Annotated in this window: 13 protein-coding genes, 2 tRNA genes, 2 rRNA genes and 1 other RNA gene; 12 read left to right on the top strand and 6 right to left on the bottom strand. The window is 40.4% G+C overall.

The features are described from left to right. Window positions 1–136 precede the first annotated feature (136 nt). The 4 genes from EJN84_RS02020 (at window position 137) to amrS (ending at window position 2,377) form a co-directional block, all read left to right on the top strand. Complete coding sequence (locus tag EJN84_RS02020; protein ID WP_129593851.1) at window positions 137–367, top strand: hypothetical protein; 231 nt, start codon at window positions 137–139, stop codon at window positions 365–367. A 143-nt stretch (window positions 368–510) separates the two neighbouring features. Continuing rightward, window positions 511–1,131 (top strand): DUF3256 family protein, encoded by a 621-nt coding sequence (locus EJN84_RS02025; protein WP_129593852.1) that lies wholly within the window; start codon window positions 511–513, stop codon window positions 1,129–1,131. 11 nt (window positions 1,132–1,142) lie between these two features. Continuing rightward, window positions 1,143–1,214: transfer RNA gene (locus tag EJN84_RS02030), tRNA-Arg, on the top strand. 131 nt (window positions 1,215–1,345) lie between these two features. Next, window positions 1,346–2,377 (top strand): AmmeMemoRadiSam system radical SAM enzyme, encoded by a 1,032-nt coding sequence (amrS, locus tag EJN84_RS02035; protein ID WP_129593853.1) that lies wholly within the window; start codon window positions 1,346–1,348, stop codon window positions 2,375–2,377. On the opposite strand, the gene amrB is transcribed toward amrS, so the two are convergent. Continuing rightward, window positions 2,374–3,807, bottom strand: coding sequence for an AmmeMemoRadiSam system protein B (gene amrB / locus EJN84_RS02040; RefSeq protein ID WP_129593854.1), 1,434 nt, complete (start codon window positions 3,805–3,807; stop codon window positions 2,374–2,376). The two genes, amrS and amrB, sit on opposite strands and share 4 nt — an antisense overlap. A 217-nt stretch (window positions 3,808–4,024) precedes the next feature. Here amrB and EJN84_RS02045 point away from each other — a divergent pair, with 217 nt between their 5' ends. Further along, complete coding sequence (locus EJN84_RS02045) at window positions 4,025–4,924, top strand: DUF368 domain-containing protein (protein WP_129593855.1); 900 nt, start codon at window positions 4,025–4,027, stop codon at window positions 4,922–4,924. Window positions 4,925–5,017: 93 nt separating this feature from the next. Here the strand turns inward: EJN84_RS02045 and ssrA are convergent. After that, window positions 5,018–5,415: a transfer-messenger RNA gene (gene ssrA / locus EJN84_RS02050) on the bottom strand. A 253-nt stretch (window positions 5,416–5,668) separates the two neighbouring features. Between ssrA and EJN84_RS02055 the strand changes: the two genes are divergently transcribed. The 6 genes from EJN84_RS02055 to EJN84_RS02080 all read left to right on the top strand — a co-directional run bounded on the left by EJN84_RS02055 (window position 5,669) and on the right by EJN84_RS02080 (window position 13,349). Continuing rightward, the gene (locus EJN84_RS02055; RefSeq protein ID WP_129593856.1) at window positions 5,669–6,451 is read left to right on the top strand and encodes a sulfide/dihydroorotate dehydrogenase-like FAD/NAD-binding protein; all 783 of its coding nucleotides are present in this window, start codon (window positions 5,669–5,671) and stop codon (window positions 6,449–6,451) included. Between the two features lie 55 nt (window positions 6,452–6,506). Continuing rightward, window positions 6,507–7,985, top strand: coding sequence for an NADPH-dependent glutamate synthase (gene gltA / locus EJN84_RS02060; protein WP_129593857.1), 1,479 nt, complete (start codon window positions 6,507–6,509; stop codon window positions 7,983–7,985). After that, window positions 7,982–9,118 carry a 4-phosphoerythronate dehydrogenase PdxB gene (gene pdxB / locus EJN84_RS02065; protein WP_129593858.1) on the top strand — a complete coding sequence of 379 codons (1,137 nt, stop codon included), beginning with the start codon at window positions 7,982–7,984 and terminating at the stop codon, window positions 9,116–9,118. Before gltA ends, pdxB begins: the two co-directional genes overlap by 4 nt. 135 nt (window positions 9,119–9,253) lie before the next feature. After that, the gene (locus EJN84_RS02070; RefSeq protein WP_129593859.1) at window positions 9,254–10,957 is read left to right on the top strand and encodes a tetratricopeptide repeat protein; all 1,704 of its coding nucleotides are present in this window, start codon (window positions 9,254–9,256) and stop codon (window positions 10,955–10,957) included. A 163-nt stretch (window positions 10,958–11,120) separates the two neighbouring features. Beyond that, a complete protein-coding gene (locus EJN84_RS02075) occupies window positions 11,121–11,900 on the top strand; it encodes an MCP four helix bundle domain-containing protein (RefSeq protein ID WP_129593860.1) in 780 nt (259 codons plus the stop codon). 6 nt (window positions 11,901–11,906) lie between these two features. After that, on the top strand, window positions 11,907–13,349 hold the full coding sequence (locus EJN84_RS02080; RefSeq protein WP_129593861.1) for a TrkH family potassium uptake protein: 1,443 nt from the start codon (window positions 11,907–11,909) through the stop codon (window positions 13,347–13,349). 121 nt (window positions 13,350–13,470) lie between these two features. On the opposite strand, the gene EJN84_RS02085 is transcribed toward EJN84_RS02080, so the two are convergent. Further along, a tRNA-Lys gene (locus EJN84_RS02085) sits at window positions 13,471–13,543 on the bottom strand. A gap of 107 nt (window positions 13,544–13,650) precedes the next feature. Next, window positions 13,651–15,069, bottom strand: coding sequence for an adenosylhomocysteinase (gene ahcY / locus EJN84_RS02090; RefSeq protein WP_129593889.1), 1,419 nt, complete (start codon window positions 15,067–15,069; stop codon window positions 13,651–13,653). A 558-nt stretch (window positions 15,070–15,627) separates the two neighbouring features. On the opposite strand from ahcY, the gene EJN84_RS02100 reads away from it, so the two are divergent. Continuing rightward, the gene (locus EJN84_RS02100; protein WP_129593863.1) at window positions 15,628–16,479 is read left to right on the top strand and encodes a bifunctional methionine sulfoxide reductase B/A protein; all 852 of its coding nucleotides are present in this window, start codon (window positions 15,628–15,630) and stop codon (window positions 16,477–16,479) included. Window positions 16,480–16,710: 231 nt separating this feature from the next. On the opposite strand, the gene rrf is transcribed toward EJN84_RS02100, so the two are convergent. Then, a 5S ribosomal RNA gene (gene rrf, locus EJN84_RS02110) occupies window positions 16,711–16,823 on the bottom strand. Window positions 16,824–16,953: 130 nt separating this feature from the next. Beyond that, window positions 16,954–17,045 (bottom strand): 23S ribosomal RNA (locus EJN84_RS02115); the annotation flags it as partial.

The following is a 17,045-nucleotide window of genomic DNA, read 5'->3' on the forward strand; positions in this document are numbered from 1 at the left end:
AAAAAGTTAAACAATACTAATACGGCTTGTTTTTTAGATAATTTATAACGTTAAATATGTTGTATAACATATAAATCATATATCTTTGCTGCGTTTTTGAAAAAGAAATTTATTTATCGTTTAAAATTATTGAAAGATGAAAAAAGTATTATTATTTGTAGCTATTGTAGCTACTTTGGGTTTTGCATCATGCACTGGTAACAAACAGGCTGAAGCTGAAAAAGCTAAAGCTGACAGTCTTGCTGAAGTTGCAAGATTAGACAGCATCGCTCAAGCTCAAGCCGACAGCATCGCTGCCGCTGCTGCCGCTGCTGCTGCCGACACTTTGCAACAAGCTACAGAGGAAGCCGCTGCTGCTGTAAAGTAAGAAACGACATTGTTCGAAAGAATGCTTAAGCCATCCCATAGAGGGTGGCTTTTTTCATGGCGTTATGAAACAAAAGTATTATCTTTGTATCGTACGTAACGAGAATCATGATAACATTAACGTTATAGATATTGAACGATCAAATGATTAAAAGATTTATTCCCTTAGGATTTCTTCTAATTGCACTCACCTGTTCCGCCCAAAAAATGGGAGAACTTTTCAAAACAATGCCTCAATATGTTCTGCCGGGATTTTCCGAAGCAGACAAAATTATGCTACTCGTCGACACAGCACTGACAAGCATTCCCTATCCATTGGGAAATATTGAAAGGATTAACTACAGCGACGATTTTTTAAAAATAAAAACCTCGAGCAGAGGAACTCTTCAGATAAAATTACTTCCACTCATTAATAACACAAAAATTGTATGTGTTGTGAAAACTGTTTGTGGACAAGCATGCGACAGTCAAATTCAATTTTATTCAACCGAGTGGAATCCGATCGAATCTGAGCCCCTTCTGCCTCATCTTTCGGCAGAAATGTTTTTTGATCGATCGCAAAAAAACAACATCGATTTCGAAAAAGCACTTCGATTAATTGACATGGAGCCAATTAAAGCCGAATTTAAAGGTGGATCTGACGATCTTACTCTTATTTTGGATTACGAATCGTATGTATCTGCTGAAAATGTTGAACTAATAAAGTCTTTTATTGAACAAGATTCAATAACTTTGCGGTGGAATAAAACCTCATTCCAAAACTAATTTTACTGAATGCACCCGTAGTTCAATGGATAGAATACCGGATTCCGGTTCCGACGATGCGAGTTCGATTCTCGCCGGGTGTACACTAACACATTCTCCATAAAATCAAAGCTACCGGTTTTGCGGCTGAAAATGATTTTCAGCCGCAATTTTTTTCTTCGATACCTTATACACGGATCCCAAATTTTTCCTATATTTCGAAAAAAATTGCGACGTGAATTATACTGAATTTGACGATCGAAACTGTGTAGCCCGATTTCAGAAACCGGAGGAAAACGGGAACATAAAATGTATTCTTTGTCCTCACGAATGTATTTTGAAGGAGGGACAGTCAGGATTATGCCGTGCACGCAAAAACATTCATGGTACATTATATTCGTTATCCTATGGCCGGCCGTGTTCAATAGGTATTGATCCTATTGAAAAAAAACCTTTATTTCATTTCTATCCCCGTAGCAAGATTTTGTCCCTCGCAACCGCCGGATGCAATTTCCATTGTTTAAACTGCCAAAATTGGCAAATATCGCAAACTTCGCCTCAAAATGCACATCCTTACATCGAACCAATAAGGATTGTGGATGCTGCTTTATCGCAAAATATAGGATCTATTGCTTTTACATATACCGAACCTACCGTATTCTACGAATACATGTATGACATTGCTCAACTGTCGCGCGAAAAGGACATAAAAACGGTTATGGTTTCAAATGGTTTTATCAACCACGATCCTTTGGTCGAATTGTGCTCTTTGATAAATGCAGCTAACATCGATCTAAAATGTTTCGACGAGGCGACCTACAAAAAACTCACCGGAGGACGTCTTTCGACCGTACTCGAAACTCTGTTGACCTTAAAACAACAAAACGTTTGGCTCGAAATTACATTTCTTCTTATTCCGGAATTCAATGACGATCTCGAAAAAATAAAAAAAATGTGCGAATGGCTTGTACGCAACGGATTTGATGACACTCCTTTGCATATCAGCCGCTTTTCCCCTGCGTATAAATTGTCTCATCTTCCGCCTACTCCCACAGAATTACTCTTAAATGCAAGAGAAATCGCGAAAAACTCCGGAATCAGATATGTTTACATTGGGAATGTCCCTCATTCAGAAAGCGAAAACACCTATTGTCCGCAATGCGGAAATTTATTAATTGAGCGAAAAGGTTTTTCCATTACAAAAAACCATATAGAAGATGGGAGATGCCCATATTGTAATACGCAAATTGCCGGAAGTTGGGGCTAATTTCTGAACTCCGATTCCGAAAACACAACGGCCGAAAAAATATAAATATCAGATTGCCGCCAACCATCCCATCCAATTCCGGCCTTATCACGGGCACAATGGCCCAGAAACTGTTCCAAATTCCATCCTGTCTCATCGGCGACTTGTGGTAAAAACACACCACTTGCCGAACCTTTTCGCAAATAAATTCCGTGCTTGCCAAGCACAATTTGAGAAATATCATCAATTTTTTTTAATGGCGAAAGCACAGATATTTCTATTTCAATTTGTTCGAGTTCATGCTCGGCAACCGGTGGGAAGCGGTAATCGTGAATGGCTGCAGAAACAGCCATTTGGCGTATTGTGTGAATTAATGGATTTTCGCTTTCTATCATTCCGATGCAACCTCTCAGTTGCCCGTGTTTGTGTAAGGTAACAAAAGCTCCACAATGCGAATAAATAGCTTGAGAGCATGAGCCGATATCTATTTTATTCGCCTCGTGGCCAAAAAGAGACTTTATGCTGTTTCGCGCTTCCGCCAACAGAGTTTTCTTATCTTCGTTGGTTAAATAAAACTCATCGTTTTGATTGAGATCAGCCTGTTGACAAACAACTATCGCCCAATATCCGACCACTTCGCGACGATCACCGTAGTTTCGTTCATCACCCGAATTTCGGTAATCGATAGCTTGATAATGAAGGGAGGAGTCTGAGTGAGTCAAATGCAAGAGAGTGAGGACCGAAGTCCATCCACACAAACTCGTAAGTAGATTTGGAATACGTTTCTTCCGATTTTCGATTAAAGTATCAATGAGAATTTGTGGATTATTTGACGTTATGGCATCTTTTGTGGCAGTATCCACCTGTTTAGCCGCTTGATAATGAGGATAATGAGAAAAATCTGTACTAACGACAAACAAATTGTTTTCGGTGAAGTAAGGTTTAAGAGCTTCGGCAATACGAGAGCAAGTCTCCGGCTTTGAAGCAGCTATAACAATCGGAACGATTTGAAATTCATTTTTCAGCTTGTAATGCAAAAAAGGCAACTGCACCTCAATGGCATGTTCATTTGTGTGTGGAGCAATTTCATTCGTAAACACATCGGGAAAATCCGAAACAAGTTTTCTACCTATATCGCAATTCACTTTTTCCTCACCATAATGCATCTCAAAATTCCCATCACAATAAACCGATGCCTTTTCAAATTGATAATGATGAGATGACGCAAGTATAAAAACGTTTTCGTATTGTCGATCTTCTTCGAGTTGATTAAAAGCTGACGCTGCAACTCTCCCCGAAAAAACATAGCCTGCATGTGGACTAATGAGAGCCCTCACCTTTTGCACTTTACGTGGTTCTGCTATTCCCAGATAGGTTTCGACCACTGTCTTCAGTTGTTTTGGATCGTCAGGATAGAATTGGCCTGCTACCGAAGGTTTTCTGTTTTTCATAAGATCGGATTTTTTTGTTTTAACAACAAAGTATACATCAAAGTTTCATAATTGCCTAATTTTTGGTGAAATCACTTTAAAAACTTTATACGTATCTATTTGTAGAAGATAGATAACTGAGAAGATAGTTCGAATTTGTAAAAAACAACTGAAAATATCATCCATCGAATAAAAATATTGATGTACTTTTGCACTTTGGAAAATTTCGATTGACAATATGAATTCAAAAATAGAAGGGAAAAAACCGACTCCGATCATTGACTGGTTCATAAGATTGATAAAAGGAGTTATTGTGGGCATCGGCTTCATTCTTCCGGGCTTGTCTGGTGGGGTTCTGGCAGTTATTCTGGGAATTTATGACCGTCTGATACGATTTTTATCCGATTTAAAAAAACATTTCATCGAAAACGTCCTCTATTTCATACCTGTGATTATCGGCGGAGCGATTGGCATCGTTTTATTTTCGATTTTGGTCGAAAAAGCTTTTGGCGTATATGCGGCCGAATTTATCTGTCTATTTATCGGATTCGTGGCAGGAACTTTCCCTTCGCTATACAAAACGGCGGGAAAAGAAGGTCGATCATGGCGCGATATGCTTATATTTCTACTTTCGACAGCATTTATTTTTCTTTTGATGATATATGGTGGTCGGCAATTTACAGAAGTTTCACCTAATTTATTAATTTGGGCCGCTTCCGGAGCACTAATCGGACTGGGGGTGATCGTACCGGGAATGAGTCCATCCAATTTCCTGATATACTTTGGGTTATACGATAAGATGGCAACGGGGATCAAAGATTTCGATTTTGCAGTAATCATTCCTCTACTTATAGGTTTTATCCTGTGTGTACTTGCTTTCGCAAAACTGGCGGCTTATCTTTTCAAACGTTACTACTCCGAAATGTATCATTTCATTCTGGGAATGGTGATAGGCTCATCGCTGGCAATTTTTCCAACAGTGGTGTTTCCGGCTTTTGCACCTGAGCAGCTCGCCGCTACGAGGCTAAGTTTCGGAATGGCATTTTTCCTGTGCGTCGTTTTCTTTGCAATCGGGACGCTTATTTCATTTCTGTTTAGTAAAGTTGAAGAAAAGTACCCAAGAGAAGATATTTTCTAAGGAAAAAATACCGATCAATAAAAATCTCAGATTCTAATTTTTTCTCAAAAAAAACTGGTAATTGAAACCTCAATCACCAGTTAAAACTATTCAAAGTGGAGTTGGAGGGACTCGAACCCTCGTCCAAACGAGGAAGCAATTTGCTTTCTACATGCTTATCTTCTCTTGATTTTTCGAGAAAAAGTAAGGCAGAAGCTACCAACTTTTTCCTTAGCTTTTTTGTTTCAGATAGGCGCCAAAGCCTCGCCTGTCCTATCTCCGATTTATCTGCACCACCGTTTCGGAACGCTTCGAAGCCACAGCTTCCGGGTGATGTCTTGTCCCAACACCTGTGCCGGGATTAAGCTTCAATCTACTATACTTCGATTAAGCAGCAAGAGCATAATTGTTATTGCCAGTTAATTGTTCGACATTTGAGATTAAAGTGCTAACTGTCAACGCACTGCATGCTTACAAACCTCTTCTACTCGCTGTCAAAACCAGTCAACCCCGAGTATCATCTCAAAAAATTTTACTTTTGGTTGTCCTTTGACACAAAATTACGATTTTGGTTTAATCTAACCAAATTTTATTGCGTCTTTTCAAGGTCATTGAGTTATATTGCAATATCCATGATAAAAAAATAAGACGAAGTACAAATTATCCTTCATTGATCAATATTATTGAAATTTGAATTTCTCGATCGTCAAAAATTCTGTATTTTTGCAAGATTATTAAACACACTGAAAGAAACAACACAAGATCATGAACAAAATTGTAGGAAAAGAAGGCTTATCCGATAAAGTCGTAAAGTTCGAAATCGAAGCTCCACTTATTGCAAAAAGCAGGAAACCGGGACATTTTGTCATCGTCAGAGTCGGGAAAAAAGGAGAACGCGTTCCTTACACAATTGCAGCTGCAGATCCTCAAAAAGGAACAATCACTCTGGTTATCCAACGTGTAGGCAAATCCTCCGAAAAACTCTGCCAACTCAATATTGGAGATTATGTAACCGATTTAGTAGGCCCCTTGGGTAAAGCTACGCACATCGAAAATTTCGGGACAGTACTTTGTGCCGGTGGCGGTGTTGGAGTTGCGCCAATGCTTCCTATCATAGAAGGGATGAAAAAAGCAGGGAACAAAGTAATTTCCGTTTTGGCTGCGCGCACAAAGGAACTAATAATTCTGGAAGAGCAGGTTCGTAAGTTTTCCGATGAAGTCATCATTATGACAGACGATGGTTCGTATGGCGAAAAAGGGTTGATAACCAATGGCGTTGAGAATGTCATTCAACGCGAAAAAGTTGATTTGTGCGTGACAATCGGGCCCGCCATCATGATGAAATTTGTTTCCGAATTAACAAAAAAATATGACGTGCCAACCATAGCCTCGCTCAACACGATCATGGTTGACGGTACCGGGATGTGTGGAGCATGCCGCGTTACGGTGGGAGGAAAAACACGCTTCGTATGTGTCGATGGCCCCGAATTCGATGCGCATCAAGTCGATTTCGACGAAATGCTGATGCGCCTGAAAGCATACAATTAAAAAAATACTAAAGAAAATAAACACAAATTCATAAGTAAACTATCCATAACATACAATGAATAATGAATATTTAAAGGCAGAACGTGCGCAAGAATGGCGCGAAACCCTGCGAAAATCGATGAAAAATAAGGATCGAACCGATTTGCCCCGAGTGAAAATGCCGGAAGTTCCTCCCGAAATCCGTTGTCACACATACGACGAAGTCAATCTGGGGCTTAGTCTCGAGCAAGCAATTGGCGAATCACATCGTTGCCTCGATTGCGTGGACCCAACTTGCATAACAGGATGTCCCGTTGAAATCAATATTCCGAAATTTATCAAAAATATCGAACGCGGAGAAATTCTCGAAGCCGCCAAAACATTAAAGGAAACCAGCGCCTTGCCTGCAGTTTGCGGTCGTGTTTGTCCCCAAGAGCGCCAATGCGAGAGCAAATGTTTTTACACCCTCAAACTAAAGAAAGAGCCCGTTGCCATTGGTTATCTCGAACGTTTTGCCGCAGACTACGAACGCAATAGCGGACAAATATCGATTCCCGATGTTGCTCCGGCTAACGGCATCAAAATAGCAGTTGTAGGCTCAGGTCCGGCCGGACTTTCATTTGCCGGGGACATGGCCAAGATGGGATATGATGTAACGGTTTTCGAGGCTCTGCACGAATTGGGCGGAGTACTCCGCTACGGAATCCCCGAATTTCGCCTTCCCAACGAAATCGTAGATTTTGAAATTGACGTACTTAAAAAAATGGGAGTTAAATTCTTGACAAATTGCATAGTCGGAAAAACTATCCTGCAAGAGGATCTCGTAGCGGAAGGTTTTCGAGGTATCTTCGTTGGCAGTGGTGCGGGATTACCCAACTTTATGAATATTCCGGGTGAGAATCTCAACGGAGTGATGTCGTGCAACGAATACCTGACGCGTATCAACCTCATGCAAGCGGCTGACCCCGAAAGCGATACGCCCATACATTTAGGTAAAAAGGTTGCCGTAATTGGTGGAGGCAATACCGCCATGGATGCCGTTCGTACGGCACGGCGTCTCGGGGCCGAAAAGGCGATGATCGTTTATCGTCGCTCGGAAGAAGAAATGCCTGCCCGAATTGAAGAGATAAAACACGCCAAGGAAGAAGGCATAGAATTTCTAACCCTGCATAATCCCATTAAATATGAAAGCGATGCAAACGGCCGCGTTCAACGGATGCTCCTTCAGCGTATGAAATTAGGCGACCCTGACGCCTCCGGACGTCGCAGTCCCGTTGCCATAGAAGGAGACACGGTATGGATAGATGTGGATGAAGTAATAGTGAGCGTTGGTGTTTCGCCAAATCCTCTTATTCCACAATCTTTTTCGGGTATCGAAGTAACGTCACGCGGAACTATTGTTGTGAATAACGACACCATGCAATCTGCAGTAAAAACCATATTTGCCGGAGGAGATATCGTTCGCGGTGGGGCAACCGTAATCCTCGCAATGGGCGACGGTAGAAAAGCGGCAAAATCGATGCATGAATATTTATCGTCAAATCAAACTGAATGAAAATTCTTGCGGACGCTCATATACCTTACCTGAAAGGTGTAATCGAATTGTTTGGCGAAGTAGAATATTTGCCGGGCAATGAATTTAGCAAAGAAAAAATCAAAGACAAGGATGTCTTGATAGTGCGTACTGTAACCCATTTCGGGAAAGAAATTCTCGAAGGGAGCAGTGTGAAACTGATATGTTCGGCTACTATCGGATACGATCATATCGACACGGCCTATTGTGATGCCCACAACATAGCCTGGCGCACAGCACCCGGATGCAATTCCAATTCGGTCGAACAATATGTTACTGCCTCTTTGCTTTACATCGCTCGGAAACAAGGATGCGAATTAAAAGATAAAACTATCGGAATTGTCGGCGTGGGGAATGTGGGAAGTCGTGTGGAAGCCGCTTGTCGAAAACTTGGCATGAAAGTACTTCTCAACGACCCACCTCGCGAAGAACGAGAAGGGAAACAAAAATTCGTTTCTCTCAATACGATTAAAAACGAAGCGGACATCATTACATTACATGTTCCTTTGACAAAAAACGGGAAATACCCCACATATCACTTGGTGGATTTCGAGTTTTTTCGTTCATTACGTAAACAACCGGTTATTATTAATTCCTGTCGCGGAGCAGTTGTTGACAATCAAGCATGGGGGAAAGCCATCTATGAACATTTAATCTCGGCATCGGTGATAGATTGTTGGGAAAATGAGCCCAATATCGATTTGGATCTACTTCGAAAAGTAGATATAGCGACACCGCATATCGCGGGTTATTCGGCTGACGGCAAATGGACAGCCACCAAAATGACACTTGAGAACGTGAACGATTACTTTAAATTAGGCATCGATCCCATACCGTTTCAAAAGATTCCCGACCCCGATCAACCAATTATCGATTTGCAACATGTTCCGCCTGAAGAACAATTGCCTACTGCGGTGTGGCATACCTACAATCCGATGAAAGAAACAGAAGCACTCAAATCGAATCCTGAAGATTTTTACCGTTTCAGATCGAACTATCCGCTGCGGCGTGAATACGTAGCCTATACGGTAGTCAATGCAGATCCGACAATTGCCGAAACTTTAAAAATGTTAGGATTCAATGTAAATTCTTTTCGAAATCGAAAAACTCTCTGAATGCCCGGATGTAAATACACATACCGGTTGATCTACACTTTAAAATGGTTAATTAATTTCGTTTTAAAAAGAAAATAAATAGATTTGCATTCGGTTTTGAGAAAATATTAAATACAAATCATAAATACGTTCGTCATGAAAAGAAAACTTATCTATGAATCGCTTGCGATTCTGTTGTTTATTTCTTTTTTGGGGGTTTCTTGCTCAAGTCTGAAACCACTCAAGCAATCCAACTTTGCAGTAACACCCTCACCCCTCGAAACTGTAGGAAATAAGATTCCGGTTACTGTGAATGGTATTTTTCCCGAAAAGTGGTTTAATGCGAATGCAACCGTATCGATTACCCCTGTTTTAAAATATGCCGAAAACAAAGAATCCGAATCAACAGCCTATACTTTTCAAGGTGAAAAAGTGGCCGGAAATGCCACGGTAATTCCGAAAGACAGAGGCGGAAACTTTACGATGATTTTTTCATTTCCTTATCAACCCGAAATGAATGTTTCAGAACTTTTCGTGCGTTTTGACGCAAAGATTAAAAACAAACCGGTAAAATTGCCCGAGATAAAAGTGGCTAATGGCGTTATAGCTACCTCCACTTTGGCAAGTGCATTGTCAACCAAACCTTCGGTTGCCGACGATGGATTCCAAAAAATCATCAAACAAACCCAAGATGCGAATATTCTTTTCTTGATTCAAAATGCAGCGCTTCGCCAAAGCGAACTCAATAAGGAAGGACTTGCCGCGTGGAAAAAACGCGTTGAGGAAGCCTACAAAGATCCAAAACAAAATATCTATATAGAAGTTTCGGCTTATGCATCACCTGACGGTGGAGTTTCTCTAAATGAAAAACTTGCAGCCGAGCGTGAGAAAAATACGACCGAATACCTCGAAAAAGAATTGAAGAAGAAAAATATAGACACAGAGGTAAATGCACATTATACAGCTGAAGACTGGGAGGGTTTCAGACAATTGGTTCAAGCTTCTGACCTCCAAGACAAAGATCTTATCCTTCGTGTACTCGAAATGTATCCCGATCCGGAAACACGCGAACAAGAGATAAAAAACATATCGTTTGTTTATGAAGAATTAGCCGAAACCATACTGCCTCAATTGCGGCGTTCGCGACTGATTGCCAACATCGAAATTATTGGAAAAACCGACGAAGAAATCATGTCGTTTTGGGAAAATGATCCCCAAAAACTGTCGGTGGAAGAATTGTTGTATGCTACTACGCTCACCGATGATCCTGCACAAAAAGAACGCATTTATCAATACGTTACTGTTAACTTTCCTCAAGATTATAGAGGATGGAACAACATTGGCACACTTTTCTATGAAAGAGGTGAGATATCTAAAGCTCAACAGGCTTTCCAACGTGCTATTCAAGTAGCGCCCGATGCTCCCGAAGCAAACATGAATATGGCTCTTATCGCTTTGTTGAACAACGAAAATGACAAAGCCGAAGAACTATTGGGAAAAGCATCGCAGGCCAAAGATATTGATGGGGCATTAGGCTTGCTTTATCTGAAAAATGGAGACTACAACAAGGCTGTAGCCGCTTTTGGCAATACAAAAAGCAACAATGCGGCATTGGCTCAATTGCTCATTAAGGATTACAGCCGCGCTTCAGAAACATTAGTTAACATTACCAATCCCGATGCAACAACAGCGTACTTGCAGGCTGTGATTGCAGCACGCACTAACAAATACGCTGAAGTTTTGTCGAACCTGCAAACTGCCATTATTCGTGATAAATCAATGGCTAAACGAGCTGCTAACGATCTGGAATTTGCCAAATACCATACTGATCGCGATTTTATAGCATTAACAAAACAATAAAATTCTATTTACAACTCTTATTCTAAACGGGATAAAGCATCTTGCATTATCCCGTTTCTGTTTTGGGCAGAAACTGTTTCGAAAAGATATACGGATAAAATAAAAAATGTAATTTTGCAGGTCGTCTCAATTCATATTTTTGAATCAAACATACAATAATAAAATGTTATCGCTCAAAACCAAAATTACATTCAGTTTTGCATTACTGATCTTTATGTTGATCGTAGCAGGTTTGATGTCACTCTCAGAATTTAAAAAGGTAAGCAGCTCGGCAGACCAAATCATCAAAAACAAATACGCATCGATCAAACAATCTAAATCGATACTCGAGTCTCTGGAGCACGAAAATACAGGACTACTGATGTTTTTGGCTGGAAATATGGAAGAGGGGATGAAAATCATATCCGAATCCGATTCTACCATCCAAAAAATTATTGCAGAAACTACCGCAAGTGCAATCGAGAAAGAGGGGAAAGATTATCTCCTGACAATTGATGAGGAATATCAAAAATTTCATTCTTCGGTGTTGACAGCATGTCGAAAAGCAAATTCAATTCCACTCGATGAAAGAAACAAACTTTATCTGACCGAGATTCATCCATTGTTTTCTTCTGTAAAGAGTGCGGTTGATGTTTTTGTAAAACACAATCAAGAAAATATCATTAGTCAGGCATCATTCGTCAGCCAACGTTCGAAAAGAGCAATTATGCCTGCTTTGGTATCCATTATTGCCGCCATTTTGTTTTCTATTATACTCAACTTTTTTATCAACGAATATTTTGTTTCGCCTATCAAAAAAATAACAGAAGCCGTATCTTCTTTTTACCCCGAACAATATAATCTGAACAGCAAAATCAATTCGAAAGACGAAATCAAAGAACTCGAGAAAGAAATTAACAAAATGATTCTCCGTCTGCAACGGAGCAGAAGTCAAAATGAATGATCCGAGATGAAAGCTAAAATTATTATCAAATACTTGGGATTTGTTTTGCTATTCAATGCAATTTTTCTTTTTATCTCTGCAGGTATATCTTTATATTTACACGAAACATCTTTTGTCCCATTGCTGTTTAGTGCATTTATGTGCACTATTCTCGGAACTCTTCCTCAAGTATTCGTTGAAACACCAGACGAAGTAAGTTTTCATGAAGGATTGTCAATCAGTGTATTGGGTTGGATCATCACATGTCTCATTGGCACAATACCCTATTTTTTATGGGGAGGCGAATTTTCATTTGCCAATGCCGTATTCGAGAGCGTATCAGGATTTACCACGACCGGATCTACCATCTTAAACGACATAGAAGTCTTACCTAAAGGCTTACTTTTCTGGCGCGCATCCACTCATTTCATAGGTGGAGCAGGTATTATTCTTTTTGTTTTACTTATTCTCCCTGATAAAAGAGGAATTCAGTCGAGTATTTATCATTCGGAGGTCTCGGGTCTATCGATGATGAACTTCAAAACAAAAACAAAAGAAATAGGCAATATCATTGTCATTGTATATTGTAGCCTTGTGCTTTTGGAAACAGTTTTGTTAAAACTTCTCGGTATGGAATGGTTCGATGCTATCTGTCATTCTTTTGCAACAGTAGCTACCGGCGGTTTTTCTACAAAAAATCTGAGTATTGCATATTATAACAATATCTGGATCGAAATAACCATCATGTTTTTCATGATTCTTAGCAGCATTCACTTCGGGCTTATTTATGCCACCATACTGGGTAAAAAATTCAATATTTTCACTTCGAAAATTACTCGAACTTATATCATAGTCATTTTCATCGGAATTTTACTTGTGGCTCTGCAACTGACACATGAACATACTTATGATTTCGATAACTCTCTCAGATATGCTTCATTTCAGGTTATTTCGTTAGCAACAACCACAGGATTTGCCACAGCCGACACGCCTAACTGGCCCATATTTTCGATTCTAATTCTTATCTATTACACAATCCAGTGTGGAATGGTAGGATCCACTTCCGGCGGATTAAAATTCGACCGGGTATATCTGTTTTTTCAATCACTGATCAAACAACTCAAATTGGCAAAACATCCCAACGGTGTGTATTCCGTCAAAGTCGATGAAATAACAATTAGCAACGAAGTGGAATTACAGACGGTTGTTTTTATTTTACTTTACATTCTCACCTTTTCAGTCGTGGCATTACTTTTGACCGCCATGAACATTGATGGCATAACATCCTTTTCTGCTTCAATAGCAACCATTGGAAATGTAGGACCGGGATTTGGGGGGGTTAGTTCATTAGGAAATTATGCGGGACTACCCGATACAGCCAAATACTTGCTTTCTATCAATATGCTGCTAGGCCGTCTGGAAATCGTTAATGTTATCGTTTTTCTGACAATAATCACGAGAAGAAAATAAATTTCTCTCCCCAAAGAAATTAAGCCTTTATAGATCGCGAAGATCGGAATTTTATATCCGATTTTTGTAAGTCACAGGTAAAAAATAATAAAGCCCACTTTGTGAGTGGACTTAACTGGTGTGATCCGCCTGGGGCTCGAACCCAGGACCCCATCCTTAAAAGGGATGTGCTCTACCTGCTGAGCTAGCGAATCGACCTAATTGCTTTCTTGCAAAAGCGAGTGCAAAGGTATAGCCTTTATTTTAAATTTCCAAAAATTAAATTCATTATTTACGCATTTTTTCGCGAATTCAATCTTTATCAATACCGATAATGTTCGGGTTTGAAGGGCCCGTCGATGCTCACTCCAATATAATCGGCCTGTTTTGGAGTAAGTTTCGTCAATTTTACGCCAATTTGTTCCAGATGCAGACGAGCCACTTCTTCGTCGAGATATTTTGGCAATCGATAAACACCTACCTTGTAATTATTTTTCCACAAATCGATTTGTGCCAACGTTTGATTGGTAAACGAATTACTCATCACAAACGAAGGATGACCCGTTGCACATCCTAAATTTACCAAACGGCCTTCGGCAAGCAAAAACAATGAATTTCCTTTCGGGAAAGTATATTTGTCAACTTGCGGCTTGATATTGGTATGCCGGATGCCGGGATAACTGATAAGTTTGTCCACCTGAATTTCGTTATCGAAATGCCCTATATTGCAAACTATGGCTTGATCTTTCATTTGTTCCATATGTTCTATCGTTATCACATCACAATTTCCGGTTGTGGTAACGAAGATATTGCCTTCTTTAACGGCTTCTTCCATCGTGGTTACTTCAAACCCTTCCATGGCAGCCTGTAGAGCACAGATCGGATCGATTTCGGTAACCAGCACACGAGCTCCATACGAACGCATCGACTTGGCACAGCCTTTACCCACGTCGCCATAACCTAAAATGACAACTACTTTTCCCGCAATCATCACATCCGTTGCCCTTTTAATGCCATCAGCCAATGATTCGCGACAACCATACAAATTGTCAAATTTTGATTTCGTAACCGAATCGTTAACATTAATAGCAGGAACCAACAATTCGCCACGCTCCATCATCTGATACAGACGATGAACGCCTGTGGTGGTTTCTTCCGAAATACCTTTCAATTCGGCAACTGTGCGATGCCAACGCCCGTTATCTTCTTTCAGGATTCGATTGAGGGTATCCAAAATCACCTGTTCTTCGTGATTTTCGCCCTTCCTGCCGATCGTCTTGGGATCATTCTCGGCCTTATATCCCATATGAACAAGAAGAGAAGCATCCCCACCGTCATCCACAATCAGATTGGGGCCTTTGCCCTCCGGAAATCGCAAAGCCATCTCGGTACACCACCAGTATTCTTCGAGCGTTTCGCCTTTCCATGCAAAAACCGGTATACCTGCAGCAGCAATTGCGGCAGCAGCATGATCCTGCGTCGAAAAAATATTGCAACTTGCCCAACGCACATCAGCGCCCAATTCAACCAGCGTTTCGATAAGTACTGCCGTTTGAATGGTCATATGCAGCGAACCTGTGATGCGTGCTCCTTTCAGTGGTTTCTCCTGAGAATATTTTTTACGCACCGACATTAATCCGGGCATTTCGTGTTCCGCTATTTCTATTTCTTTTCTCCCAAAATCGGCGAGTGAAAGGTCGGCAACTTTATAAGGAAGTTCCGACGAAAATTTTTGATTCATATCCATACGAAGTATTGATGTTTTTTAAGACTGCAAAGATACGAAACTAAACAATACCATATTACCTTTGATCGTCATAAACCCAATAAACAGGTTTGATGAAAATAATTTATTCTAATTTTATCCCTTTAAAAGGATTTCATGCTATAAATCTATTCGGGATTGTTTTTGTTAGAAAAGACGGTCCGAAACTTGATCAGAGGATATTGAACCACGAATCCATTCATACCCGTCAAATGCTCGAACTGCTCATTGTCGGATTCTATATCTGGTATATTTTCGAATGGATTGTCAGATGCTTACAATATAAAAACCGTTACGAAGGGTATCGGAATATTTGCTTTGAAAGAGAAGCATTTTCCCACGACACGAATTTTTCATATTTGGAAAACAGAAAGCCTTTTAGTTTCGTAAAATCTCTATTCAACAAATGACCGTTATCCGTCAAAATCGATTATGGATTGTTATAAGAGCATGAATCGAATCATTTTATATATAACGCTCATTTGTACATCGTTTTCGATGTGTGCACAAAATAACACTAAAACTCAACAAAAAATGAAATTCAATCAACTCACACCCGAAGAAGAGCGCGTCATTGTTTACAAAGCAACCGAAATGCCTTACACAGGTGAATATATTAATAATAAAGAAGAAGGGACTTACGTTTGCAAACGATGCAACGCCCCACTTTATCGATCGTCCGACAAATTTGATTCGCATTGTGGATGGCCTTCGTTCGACGATGAAATCGAAGGAGCCGTAAAACGTATTCTTGATGCCGGCGGACAGCGTACCGAGATTGTATGTGCCAATTGTGGAGCACATTTGGGCCATGTTTTTTTGAACGAAGGATTCACGCTAAAACAAACTCGTCATTGCGTCAATTCCATATCTCTGAAATTTATACCTGCCAAGTCAGAAAGTGAACTTAAGAAAGCTTACTTCGCGTCGGGTTGTTTTTGGGGAACAGAATATTTTTTTATGAAAGCACCAGGAGTAGTCAAAACAAATGTAGGTTTTATGGGAGGGCATGTCGATCATCCCACTTATGAACAGGTATGTCAGAAAAATACCGGCCATTTCGAAACGACCGAAGTGATTTACGATCCCGAAAAAACATCATACGAAAACTTATTGAAATTGTTTTTCGAAACACACGATTTCACCCAGACCGACGGACAAGGTCCCGATATCGGTCCACAATATCGTTCGTGCATTTTCTACTCTTCGTCCGATGAAAAACAGTTGGCTGAAAAATACATCCAAATCCTCAATGAAAAAGGGTATGTCGTTGCAACGATGCTCAAACCTGCTTCCACTTTCTGGAAAGCCGAAAATTATCATCAACAGTACTACGAACATAAGGGAACTAAACCTTATTGCCACAAATATACCCGCATTTTTTAGAAATTGTACAATCCTTATCTTATTTGTTTTTTGGGTTAAGCCTCCCGATGAGCCAAAATTTGTTTTGCCGGGCATCGGAGCCGTTGGCATCGAGAATACGTTCGTAATCAAAGAAGCAGGAAACGAAAAACTCACGTTCTTGGACGAAACACTCCGAAAATTATAAAAAGACGGATTGACAGTCAATAAACACGACAAAGCCCCCGATATAACATCGGGGGCTTGTCGATAAGACGGCGGCTACCTACTCTCCCACATGGTTTCGCAGTACCATCGGCGCAATTGGGCTTAACTTCTCTGTTCGGAATGGGAAGAGGTGGATCCCCAACGCTATAACCACCTTAATAAGTTCACAGCCCGTCACGGCTGCACTGTTTCATTAAACATGATGTAAAAAGTAAAACAAAAAGACTTACAGTCCGCCTTTTTCGATCCGCTAAAAAGATTTATCAAACCCTTCCTTTTCCGGCTCTTTGTAAGAAAGTTTTCGGGTTATTAGTACTGCTCGGCTTTGACGTTACCGCCTTTACACCTGCAGCCTATCAAGGTCGTCGTCTGCAACCACC

This window comes from Seramator thermalis, assembly GCF_004138125.1.
Lineage (GTDB): Bacteria > Bacteroidota > Bacteroidia > Bacteroidales > Dysgonomonadaceae > Seramator > Seramator thermalis.

Excerpts from the sequence above, each read along its gene's own strand:
- EJN84_RS02080 (WP_129593861.1), top strand. The coding sequence starts at position 11,907 with ATGAAAGCTAAAATTATTATCAAATACTTGGGATTTGTTTTGCTATTC.
- EJN84_RS02055 (WP_129593856.1), top strand. The coding sequence starts at position 5,669 with ATGAACAAAATTGTAGGAAAAGAAGGCTTATCCGATAAAGTCGTAAAG.
- EJN84_RS02025 (WP_129593852.1), top strand. The coding sequence starts at position 511 with ATGATTAAAAGATTTATTCCCTTAGGATTTCTTCTAATTGCACTCACC.
- EJN84_RS02075 (WP_129593860.1), top strand. The coding sequence starts at position 11,121 with ATGTTATCGCTCAAAACCAAAATTACATTCAGTTTTGCATTACTGATC.
- EJN84_RS02070 (WP_129593859.1), top strand. The coding sequence starts at position 9,254 with ATGAAAAGAAAACTTATCTATGAATCGCTTGCGATTCTGTTGTTTATT.
- ahcY (WP_129593889.1), bottom strand. The coding sequence starts at position 15,069 with ATGAATCAAAAATTTTCGTCGGAACTTCCTTATAAAGTTGCCGACCTT.
- amrB (WP_129593854.1), bottom strand. The coding sequence starts at position 3,807 with ATGAAAAACAGAAAACCTTCGGTAGCAGGCCAATTCTATCCTGACGAT.
- pdxB (WP_129593858.1), top strand. The coding sequence starts at position 7,982 with ATGAAAATTCTTGCGGACGCTCATATACCTTACCTGAAAGGTGTAATC.
- gltA (WP_129593857.1), top strand. The coding sequence starts at position 6,507 with ATGAATAATGAATATTTAAAGGCAGAACGTGCGCAAGAATGGCGCGAA.
- EJN84_RS02100 (WP_129593863.1), top strand. The coding sequence starts at position 15,628 with ATGAAATTCAATCAACTCACACCCGAAGAAGAGCGCGTCATTGTTTAC.
- EJN84_RS02020 (WP_129593851.1), top strand. The coding sequence starts at position 137 with ATGAAAAAAGTATTATTATTTGTAGCTATTGTAGCTACTTTGGGTTTT.
- EJN84_RS02045 (WP_129593855.1), top strand. The coding sequence starts at position 4,025 with ATGAATTCAAAAATAGAAGGGAAAAAACCGACTCCGATCATTGACTGG.